This window comes from Mesorhizobium sp. M1E.F.Ca.ET.041.01.1.1, from assembly GCF_003997355.1.
GTDB lineage: Bacteria > Pseudomonadota > Alphaproteobacteria > Rhizobiales > Rhizobiaceae > Mesorhizobium.
In genome coordinates, this window is the sequence record NZ_RZSL01000207.1 from 1 (window position 1) to 9,576 (window position 9,576).

Annotated in this window: 9 protein-coding genes; 1 reads left to right on the forward strand and 8 read right to left on the reverse strand. The window is 63.6% G+C overall.

Translation table 11 applies throughout. The annotated features are described in order from the left end of the window. Positions 1-806 (reverse strand): PAS domain S-box protein (locus EOA38_RS18010; protein ID WP_189434725.1); only part of this gene is annotated, 806 nt, incomplete at its 3' end. A 354-nt stretch (positions 807-1,160) separates the two neighbouring features. Next, a complete protein-coding gene (gene ric / locus EOA38_RS18015; RefSeq protein ID WP_126093729.1) occupies positions 1,161-1,856 on the reverse strand; it encodes an iron-sulfur cluster repair di-iron protein in 696 nt (231 codons plus the stop codon). 581 nt (positions 1,857-2,437) lie between these two features. On the opposite strand from ric, the gene EOA38_RS18020 reads away from it, so the two are divergent. Then, the gene (locus EOA38_RS18020; protein ID WP_245464670.1) at positions 2,438-3,034 is read left to right on the forward strand and encodes a YitT family protein; all 597 of its coding nucleotides are present in this window, start codon (positions 2,438-2,440) and stop codon (positions 3,032-3,034) included. Positions 3,035-3,270: 236 nt separating this feature from the next. Here the strand turns inward: EOA38_RS18020 and EOA38_RS18025 are convergent, their stop codons facing one another. The 6 genes from EOA38_RS18025 to nosZ form a co-directional block, all read right to left on the reverse strand. Continuing rightward, positions 3,271-4,320 (reverse strand): FAD:protein FMN transferase, encoded by a 1,050-nt coding sequence (locus EOA38_RS18025; protein WP_126093730.1) that lies wholly within the window; start codon positions 4,318-4,320, stop codon positions 3,271-3,273. Beyond that, positions 4,317-4,889 carry a nitrous oxide reductase accessory protein NosL gene (locus tag EOA38_RS18030; RefSeq protein ID WP_126093731.1) on the reverse strand — a complete coding sequence of 191 codons (573 nt, stop codon included), beginning with the start codon at positions 4,887-4,889 and terminating at the stop codon, positions 4,317-4,319. Before EOA38_RS18030 ends, EOA38_RS18025 begins: the two co-directional genes overlap by 4 nt. Continuing rightward, positions 4,886-5,716, reverse strand: a complete 831-nt coding sequence (locus tag EOA38_RS18035) for an ABC transporter permease (RefSeq protein ID WP_126093732.1) — start codon at positions 5,714-5,716, stop codon at positions 4,886-4,888. The genes EOA38_RS18030 and EOA38_RS18035 overlap by 4 nt, the downstream gene beginning before the upstream one ends. Continuing rightward, positions 5,713-6,621, reverse strand: coding sequence for an ABC transporter ATP-binding protein (locus EOA38_RS18040; RefSeq protein WP_189350037.1), 909 nt, complete (start codon positions 6,619-6,621; stop codon positions 5,713-5,715). Before EOA38_RS18040 ends, EOA38_RS18035 begins: the two co-directional genes overlap by 4 nt. Continuing rightward, positions 6,618-7,892 carry a nitrous oxide reductase family maturation protein NosD gene (locus EOA38_RS18045; RefSeq protein ID WP_127299852.1) on the reverse strand — a complete coding sequence of 425 codons (1,275 nt, stop codon included), beginning with the start codon at positions 7,890-7,892 and terminating at the stop codon, positions 6,618-6,620. Before EOA38_RS18045 ends, EOA38_RS18040 begins: the two co-directional genes overlap by 4 nt. After that, on the reverse strand, positions 7,889-9,576 hold a 1,688-nt coding region (gene nosZ, locus EOA38_RS18050), incomplete at its 5' end, for a TAT-dependent nitrous-oxide reductase (protein WP_127299853.1). The genes EOA38_RS18045 and nosZ, both read right to left, overlap by 4 nt.

Sequence of the window (9,576 nt, forward strand, 5' to 3'; positions counted from 1 at the left end):
TTCAGATAGTTGGCTATGGCCGCCAGCGGCTGGTTGAGCTCATGAGCGATCGCCGATGCCATCCCGCCCATCTCAGTTAGGCGCGACACGTGGGCGAGTTCGGATTGCAGCTCCTGAAACCTCGCTTCGGTTTCCTGCCGCTCCGTCAGGTCACGGATGAACCCCGTGAAGAACCGCTGGCTCGCTGACCATATCTCTCCGACGGCCAGTTCCATTGGAAACGTCGAGCCGTCTTTGCGTTGCGCTGCAACCACACGGCCAGTTCCAATAACGTGCGGCTCCCCGGTGTCGTGGTAGCGCTTGATGTAGCCATCATGTTCCTCGCGATAGGGTGAGGGCATCAGCAGCGTTACATTGTTCCCGATTGCCTCAGCCGCGGTGTAGCCGAACATCCGCTCGGCGGTCGCGCTAAATGACTGGATGATGCCGCGCCCGTCGATCACGATCGTGGCTTCGGGAACTATGTCAATGATCGATTGGAGATGAGCCTCGCGCGTCAAGGCAAGAATGCGCGCCTTTCGCAGGCGTTCCCCGATCCAGGCAATCCCTACCCCGATCAGTACGAAAACGGCGCCATTGGCGATCTCCGTCCAACCGACTGCCCCGTAATTGGCGATGAAGAAGAAGACGAGGGGAACGCTCAAGCCGGTGGCCAGAATGCCCGGACCGAAGCCGCCGACACCCGCCGCGAGCAGCGCGGCGGGCAGGAAGAAGAGGTAAGGAGCTTGATCTTTGAGAATCGATGCCAGGACGAACCTTGCGATGAACGCGACCGCGACCGCCGCCACGGCAATGGCGTAGCGCAAGGCTGCTTCCCGTCCTGAGTGCGCCGTCTCCACTGACCGATCCCGAACCGGCACGTCATTCGATCCCATGGATAAGTTGACCAGAAAGCCTTCTTACCCATGCAGTCGGGACCGATTGTTGATCTGAAGCAAACTTCTCACGAGAAGCCGACTGGTACGACAATCCGCCAGCCCGTCGTTCTTCGTCGAAGGAGACGCGAAAATCGGCTACGCGCAAGACTGACAACAGAGCGTGCGCACCAAGCTAGGGCTGCCGCAGGCAAACGCCTACGTGACCCCGCGAACGCGGACGATCTTGTGTCGCCGAGCCGAGATCGGCCCGGCGATCCGAATTCGCCGTCGTCAACGTTGGCGCTAGGCCCGGTTTTCCGCCACGACGAAGCGCGGGAAAAGGACATTGTTCTCCAAGTGGATGTGCTCGATCAGATCCTCAGCGAGCTGGGAAACCCCCACGTAGAGCGCTTGCCATGAGCGGCAAGCCCCTTCGGGCGTGGTGAAGTTTTCCGTGAGGCTTTCAAGCAGCCGAAGCGAAATGCCCTGGTCGTCGTGCTCGTGTCGCAGTTCCGAAATAGGCATGTCGTACTTGCCCTCGGTCCACTGCAGCATTGCCGGAAACAGGATGGCCTCTTCCTTGGCCATGTGCGGCTCCAGCTCGCGTTGTATTTGCCACAACGCCTCGGAGAGCCCGGCCGGAACCTTCGGATGCTCGCGATGCACGGCCTCAACCTTTCGCGACAGCACTATAAGCTCCGGCAAGGTACGTCGGTGAGCCTCGTGGTAGCAGGCCTGAATATGGTCGATGAGAACCTCGTTGCTCATTGCGGTGGGTGCCGTGCCAGCGCCATCGGCGGTGCGCAGCGCCGCCAGCGCCTGCTCAAGCTCCTTGGGCTCGACCCCTCGCCGTTGGGCGGCGCTGTCGAGGGTGAGATCGCCGCCGCAGCAGAAATCGATCTTGAACTTCCGGAAAACTCCCGTTGCGCCCGGCAGCGTGGCAGCTATGTCGCCGACGGTGCGCTCCCAAAGTTCTGGACCTGGGAATTGAGTGTTCATGAGGATGCTCCTTACATAGTCGGCGTAGGGCCGAGAAACTCAGGTGGGTTAAAGTGCGGCCGCGCAGGCTGGGCCCATCGTTGTAGGCCGCTGGGTCACGGATCGCCGATATTCAAGTCTGGGTCTTTGCGCTGGAGCAATAAGATCCGGCCGCAGCCGAGCGTGAGGGGCGACTGGTTTGCGCGGGAGATGGACTCCGACCGAAATTTTCATTCGAATCGGAGCCTGAGGTCGGTCTATAGGGTTGGGTTCTCGGAAATCTCGGTGTGACGCACGTCGGGGCCGAGACAGGGTCATTGGCATCGGCAGTCTTGCCTGGATCGAAATTCCAGACATCTTGAGAGCCAGGGCGAATGCGAGAAAAGTTGTCGGTGGCCCCCCTTGTTTCCGCAATGCAACCCATGCACGCGATGCTTGATCCGCATCAACGCCAACGCGTTTTTGCTCTCAGTGGCAAAGATCATGCGAGAGTTTTGACGCGGCGTTTGCGCCCGGACAAAGACAACTCATCGGGGAGCAGGCAGGATTCCGCCAGAGAGAGAACTGGCACAGTCTCGATGCGCGAAGGCGGAGGTACGAGGATGGAGAAGCATGGGCTGCACGAAGACGCTCTTGCTCTGGTTCTCGGCAGCCTCATGGTGGCGCTGGGCACGACCATCTATGCCAACGCAGTGCTGGCGGTCGGCGGTATGGCCGGAATGGCGCTCTTGCTCCAGTACACGACCGGCATCCAATTCTGGCTAGGATTCTCACTGATCAATCTGCCCTTTTATCTGCTCGGCTGGAAACGGTTGGGAGGCGCGTTCGTCTTGCGGACGTTCGTCGCGGTCAGCCTCGTTTCGCTTTTTTCACGTTTTACGGCCGAATGGGTGGCATTTGCCCAGTTGAACGCGACCTATGCTGCAATCATGGCGGGAACGTTGTGTGGCACCGGCATGCTAATGCTGTTTCGTCACCGAACTGGCCTGGGCGGCATCAACATTCTCGCCATCTTCCTTCAGGAGAATTTTGGGCTGCGCGCCGGCTATTTTCAACTCGGCGTCGATCTCGCAATCCTGTCCGTCGCATTCCTGGTCCTTGCGCCCGACCGGCTAGTACTGTCGGTTCTCAGTGCGACTGTCCTCAATCTCATTCTGGCCATCAACCATCGGCCCGGCCGCTATCTTGGCGTGACTTGATCATGTAGATGCGGCACATGCCGCGTCGCAGAGGAACATAGTTGGGTATCCCGCTGACGGTTATGTGTGAAGGCAGCTTGTTGCGATCCACTCCAATCAGTTGCTGATCACCCCCGGCACCGAAGCTCTTGGGTTCGCCGAACACGGCGTATCCGCGGCAGGTTTGCGGCGTAAACGGCACAGTGGAAATGGGTGTCGAGTTGTTGCCCATAGCCCGAAGAACTTCGAACCGAAGATCAGGCGCTCCGTTCGATGACGCGCCCGTCAGGAAGCACGAAATAAGCCCGCGTCGCTCCGGCGTCGGCGAGAGCCGAAAAAGCGCGGTCCATGGGCATGACGGAAAAGGCGGTCGAAAGCGCGTCGGCGCAGGTCGCGGTCGGCGCAACGACCGAGACGCTGAGATAGCGGCCCGCGCACAACCCCGTCGTCGGATCGAAGATGTGATTGAATCTTCCCGCCGGATCAAGTTCGGTGCCGTAGCCGCCTGACGTTGAGACGGCTTGGTTGTCGAGCGCCAGCGTCGCAAGCAAGCGATCGTCGTCGCGCGGATCTTTTATCCCGACCGACCAGGGCCGGCCCGCCGGATGGGCGTCGAGCGCGCGCGTCTCTCCCATATCGACCAAGGTGTGCGTGACGCCGCGGGCGCGCAGGAGTTCGGCGACGCAGTCGGTGATATAGCCTTGCGCGATGCCGTTCAGGGTCAGGGCCATACCGGATTGCGCGAACGCGACCTTCCCGGTGTCGACGAGTATGCGCTGGTAGCCACATTTGGCCACGGCGCCCCCGATGTCGGCCGCTGACGGACCACTCGGATCGGCGCCGGCCGTGCTGAAGTGCTTGGCGTAGAGCGTCCAGAGCGGCTGCACCGTCGGATCGAAGGCGCCGCTGGTTGCACGGGCATAGCGCGCGCTCATCGCCAGAAGCTCGACGAGTTCCTGCGGCGGATCGGTCAGTTCGCCGTCCCGGTTCAACCGGGAAAGCGCGGAGCTGTCATCATAGAGGCTGAACACGCGCTCCAGCCGGCGTACCTCGGCGAGCGCATCCGCGATCAGGCGTTCGGCCCCGGCGGCGTCGGGATGGTATATCCGCAACGAGGCATCGGCGCCGAGCGCGACGCCATGCCATTCGTGGAACAGCGGCGACGCCCGGCCCGGCCACGCAGAACCTGCCCCAAGCGCAGCAAGGCTCACGCCTGCCACGGTGCCGCTGATGCGGATGAAGCGGCGTCGGGTTAGCCGGCCTGCCGACACGCCGTCCGGGTTGATTCCATCGCTAAGGATCGTCATTGGATCACCGCGGTCTTGGGCTGCATCGAGTAGGCGACCGAGAAATCGGCGACGTGGTCGCCCAAATCGCTTTCCAGGACGTAGTTCTCAGGGATGTCGTTGAAGCGCACGACCGTTCCGCCATGCGTCGCCGTGAACGATTGGGCGGCCTTTTCGTCGGAGAAGGGCACGACTTCCTTGCCGCCCATGCCGGCGTTGTAGTCGCTCCCAATTGCATACCAGGCGTCGTGCGCCTCAACCCAGGCTCCTGCCTCGGGGCGATCCCAGTTCCTGACCTTCGCCATGTCGTTGACATAGATGGCAACGATGTCCTTAGGCTCCCCGGGTAGCATCGAAAAGGCGACCGCGTCGCGAACCGACGAGAACCAAATCGGCTCGGATTTGCCGGCGCGGAAGGCCTGCGCTTTCGGACCACCATGTTCGAGCAGCCCCATCGAACAGAAATAGGCGACCGACGTGGCCGTCGGCTCCTGCGGCGGCGGCTTGGGCAGGCCGGCCAGGTCCTGATTGCAGCCGGCGAGCAGGAGGACAGCGGCGACCAGCGCGCCGAAAACCTTTATGCGCATCATGGCTCTTTCCTTGAGAAGACGAAGGCGGCCAGCGCCAGGGGAACCGCCACCCAGGCCGCCAGCGCCGTGACCAGCGCGGCGCGACCGAACTGCATCTGCTCGGCAAGGCCGGCCATGCCGGCGAACAGGCTGGTCTTCGACAGCCCGGCAAGGTTGAGGAGCCGGAAGATATCGGCGGGATCGAGGAGCAGCAGCCAGTTGAAGGCGGCGGCGCTGATCGTCCTGCCCTGATCCGCAACCAGCAGGCCGAGCAGCGCCATGTCGTAGAGAAGGACCAGAACCAGCCAGATGCCGATGGCAAGGCCTGCCGCGGTCGCGCGCTCGCGCACGGTCGCGCTGATCAAATATCCGAGCGCGACGAAGACCGCGCCGAGCAGAATGGACGAGCCGACCATCCGCGCGAAGCTGCCGAGGCTGTCGGCATCGAACTCGCCGGCCGCAAGGGCCAGAGCCGCTCCGGCAGCACCGTAGCCGAGCACGGTCGCCACCGTCAGGATCAAGAGGTGCCCGAGGAACTTGCCGAACAGGATCTGCCAGCGCGAGAGCGGATAGGAAAGAAGAAGAAGCAGCGTGCCGCGATCCCGTTCCCCGACGATTGCGTCGTGTGACAGGAGGAGCGCGATCAGCGGGACCAGGAAAATCGTCAGGCTCGACAGGCTGACGACCGTGACCTCGAGCGGACTTGCGCCGACCACGCCGGTGGGAGCGCTGCCGAGAAACGCAAGCGTCAGCGCCAGGCCGGCCATCAGCAGGACGGCGCCAAGGGCCCAGCGGTTGCGCAGGCCGTCGCGTATCTCGCGGCCGGCAATCGTTGCTATGGCATTCATTCCGCGGCCTCCCGTGTCAGCTCGTCGCAAAGATCGACCAAGGTCGGCGGCATCACTTCGATGTCGCGGACACCTTGCAGCAGCGAGACGCTGCGGATCGCTTCGACCTTGCCGTCGTCGGCGCAGGTGAGCTCGAAGCGCAGCTCGTCGAGCCACTGCACGCCGCGCCGGGCGGTGAATTCCCGCGCCGCATTCCCATCGACGACGTGCACCCTTATGCGAAGCGGCAGGTCGGCCAGGCGGCGGAGTTCCGGAAGCGCGCCGCATGCGACCATGCGGCCGGCCTTCATGATGGCGATGCGGTCGGCCTGCTCGATGTCGCTGAGCGCGTGCGAGGAAAGCAGCAGCGTAGCGCCGGCCTCGCGCAACTCGGCCATGACGCCGTAGAACATCTGGCGCGACTCGATGTCGAGGCCGGTCGTCGGCTCGTCGAGGAAGAGGACGCGCGGCTCGCCGAGCAGCGCCTGCGCCAATCCGAGGCGCTGGCGCATGCCCTTCGAATAGGTGCCGACGCGGCGGCGCGCGGCGGCGGCGAGCCCGACGCGTTCCAGGAGTTGGTCGGTGACGCCGAGCGGCACCTGCTTGAGACGCGCGTAGAAACGCAGCACCTCGCGGCCGGTCATGGCCGCGGAGAAGGCGACGTTCTCGGGCAGGAAGCCGATCCTGCGCCGGAACGCCATGGCCTGGCGCCCCGCCGGGTTCTCGCCGAGCAGCGCGATGCGCCCGGCGGTCGGCGTGATGAGGCCGAGCGCCATCTTCACCAGCGTGCTCTTGCCGGCTCCGTTGTGTCCGACAATGGCAACGCATTCGCCGGGCGCGACCGAGAGGCCCACGTCGCGCACGACATAGGCATCCCCGTATCGCTTCGACACGCCTTCCATGAATATCGTCGGCGAAATGGTCATGGCTTCACCTCCAGCGCGGGCGGGATGGGCGCCATCAGCGGCGCGCTGTCGATGACGCCGCCCGGATGGAGCGCGGGGAATTCCGCTTGAGCCCAGCGGATGACCTGCACGGCCGGGCTGTTGATGAGGAGCTTGGCCGTCGGATAAGTCCACACGACCTTGTCGAAGATGTCGTTCGGGCGGTAGGCGGTATCGGCGATGCCGTCGCCGTTCAGGTCGAACGCCGGATTGTCGCTCCAGTAATTGCCGCGCCCGTCCGCCGACCAGTCGAGCGACCGGGTGCCCACATAGACGACCTGCGAGCGGTTATGGACGAAGGCGTTGCCGGTCATCCGGTTGCGCTCGGAACCCGCGGTGAAATGGATGCCGACGGCGCAATCCTCGAACCGGTTGTCGGCGAAAAGGTTCTTGTTGGCGTTGTAGATGAAGACGCACTGGTCGCTCCGCCGCACCACATTGTCTTCGATGTCCGCATCGTTGGCATAGTTGAGCAGAAGGCCGTGATCGCCATCGTCTTCCGACAGGTTGCGGCGGATCGCCAGGCGGCTCGAATACATGATGACGTAGCCGTTGTGGTTGCCGCGCGAGACGTTGTCGCTGACCTCGCTGTCGTTGGTGTACATGTAGTGGATGGCGAAGCGGACGTTCTCGATACGGTTGCCGCGGAAGACGTTGTTGCGGCTGGCATTGGTGAAGATGCCGTCGCGCCCGCCGGTGATGTGGTTGCCGATCACCTGCGCCCCCGGCGCGTTCCAGACATAGACGCCGTTGCCGCGTTCGTTGGTCCTGAGGTCGGTCCGCCCGACGATGCGGTTGTTCCGCACGATCGCGTTGGCGGCACCGTGAACATAGACGCCGACGAGGCTGCGCTCGATCTGGCTGTCCTCAACGATTGCGCCCGCGGCGCTGTTTTCGAGGAAGACTGCCGCGTCCATGGGATCGTCGATGCCCGAATTGCGTATCGTGAGGCCGCGCATGACGACGTTCGGGGCAACCACCTCGATGGTGCGGCCCTGGCCCTGCCCGTCCAGCACGGCGCCGGGCTCGGCCTCGATGGTGAGTGCGTGGTCGATCCGGATCGGGCCCTGATGCATTCCGGCGGCGAGCTTCAGCGTATCGCCGGAATGCGACGCGGCGATCGCCTGCCGAAGGCCGTCACCCCCCGCAGGGACGGCGAGGGTTTCTGTCCGCCCCGCGCCTGGGAGAAGGAAGGCGCAGGCGGCGACGAGGGCCGCCGCAACTGCGCTCCTGCTATGCCGTTTCCGGATCATGCCGGCTGCGGCTCCACGATCATGCGCCCGGCCATTTCCATGTGCAGGGCATGGCAGAACCACTGGCAATAGTACCAGTGGACACCGGGGCGGTCCGCGACGAAGGTCACGGACGCGGTCGCCTGCGGCCCGATCTCCATCACCACGCCGTGGCGCACCATAGTGAAGCCATGGGTCAGGTCCTCGACGTCATCCATGTTGGTCACGGTGACGGTAACCTCGTCACCCTGCTTCACCGTGAACTTTTCGAGGCTGAAGGCCGGCGCGACCGAGTGCATGTAGACGCGCACCTTGTTGCCGTCGCGGATGACGTTGGCGGCTTCCTCGAGCTTGACGCCGTCCTTCGCCGCCTGCTGCCGCGCTTCTTCCCACATCGGGTCGTCGCGCTTCCACACGATCGCCGGCCTGACCTTCGAGCGATGGACAAGGCAGATGTCGTGCGGCTCCGCGAAGCTCGGCCCGTCATGGACCAGGCGCATTTCGTCGCCCGAGATATCGATCAGCTGGTCGTTCTCCGGATGCAGCGGCCCCACCGGCAGGAAGCGGTCCTTGGAGAACTTGTTGAGCGACATCAGCCACTTGCCGTCCGCCTCCTTGGTCTCGCCCATCGACGTGTGGTTGTGGCCCGGCTGATAGTGAACATCGAGCTTCTGGATGATCGGGTCGACCTTGGCGCCGCTGTAGGCCTGGATCGCCTTGTCGAGGTTCCACTTGACGACCTGGCTGTCGAGAAACAGCGTGGTGTAGGCATTGCCCTTCCCGTCGAATGCCGTGTGGAGCGGCCCGAGACCCAGCTCAGGCTCGGCGACGACGACGTCGCGCGGCTTGATCTTGTCGTCGAACAGGTCATCGAAGCGGCGCACGTCGATAAGCGTGACGGTCGGCGAGAGCTTGCCGGCGATCGCGAGATGGATGCCGTCGGGCGCCGTGTTGCAGCCGTGCGGGTTGTTGCCGGCCGGGACGTAGCGCGTGTAGCGCGAGCCGTGCCGCCCGTCGACCACCGGCACGCCGTTGATCTCCTTGTAGTCGCCTTTCTTGACCGCATCCTCGATGCGCTTGAGGTTGAAGATCACCACCCAGTCGCGGTCCGCCGACGTCATGTCGGCGAGCGTCATGCCCCGCTCCGAATTGTAGCAGGTCGAGAACGCGTACTTGCCCTGGTAGTCGGCGTCGGTGTTGTCGAGATTGCCGTCGACCAGGACCTGCCAGGCGATCTTCATGGTGTCGCCGTCGATCGCCGTGAAGACCGACCAGTACTGCTTGGGATCGTCGAGGACCTTGCCGTCGTTCGGGATCGGGATGATGTGCTCGCTGTTGGCGAACACGTAACCGGTCCGCGGATACTTCTGCAGGCGCAGCCCGTGAATGTCCGATGCGTTCGGAATCTCGATGATCTTGTCGCACTTCATCACGTCGCAACGGATGCGCGCGACGCGGCAATTGGCCTTGTCGTTGACGAACAGATAGCGTCCGTCATAGGTGCCGTCCGTGAAGGACATATGCGGGTGATGCAGGTCGCCGTTGGGGTAGACGCCGCCGCGCTTGGCAAGGAATTCGCGCGTGGTCGGCATCAGGCCGTCCGTCATGATCTTCCGGCTCTCGTTGGTGATCCCCCAGCCGGTGGCGCTGCAGCGGTTGAAGACCGGAATGCGCGAGAGCTCACGCATGGAGGGCAGCCCTATGA

Bases quoted from the DNA above. Each gene is read 5' to 3' on its own strand.
- EOA38_RS18040 (WP_189350037.1), bottom strand. From the start codon at position 6,621: ATGACCATTTCGCCGACGATATTCATGGAAGGCGTGTCGAAGCGATAC.
- EOA38_RS18045 (WP_127299852.1), bottom strand. From the start codon at position 7,892: ATGATCCGGAAACGGCATAGCAGGAGCGCAGTTGCGGCGGCCCTCGTC.
- EOA38_RS18030 (WP_126093731.1), bottom strand. From the start codon at position 4,889: ATGATGCGCATAAAGGTTTTCGGCGCGCTGGTCGCCGCTGTCCTCCTG.
- EOA38_RS18020 (WP_245464670.1), top strand. From the start codon at position 2,438: ATGGAGAAGCATGGGCTGCACGAAGACGCTCTTGCTCTGGTTCTCGGC.
- EOA38_RS18035 (WP_126093732.1), bottom strand. From the start codon at position 5,716: ATGAATGCCATAGCAACGATTGCCGGCCGCGAGATACGCGACGGCCTG.
- ric (WP_126093729.1), bottom strand. From the start codon at position 1,856: ATGAACACTCAATTCCCAGGTCCAGAACTTTGGGAGCGCACCGTCGGC.
- EOA38_RS18025 (WP_126093730.1), bottom strand. From the start codon at position 4,320: ATGACGATCCTTAGCGATGGAATCAACCCGGACGGCGTGTCGGCAGGC.